Here is a 200-nt window from a genome sequence, read left to right on the forward strand (position 1 = left end):
GCTAGATTTAGAATTACTTGTAAAAGAGGCTTCANNAAATAGGATAAGATTGTCATATGAATCAAAGAGAAAACAAGGACTAAATGAAGAAGAAGCACTAAAAGAATTAGAAAAAGAAGATATAAAAATTACAATGGATGATTTCAAATCTGCATTAGAAAAAGTAAAACCATCTATAACAAAAGAAATGGAAAATGATT

Source organism: Candidatus Nanopusillus massiliensis (assembly GCF_920984865.1).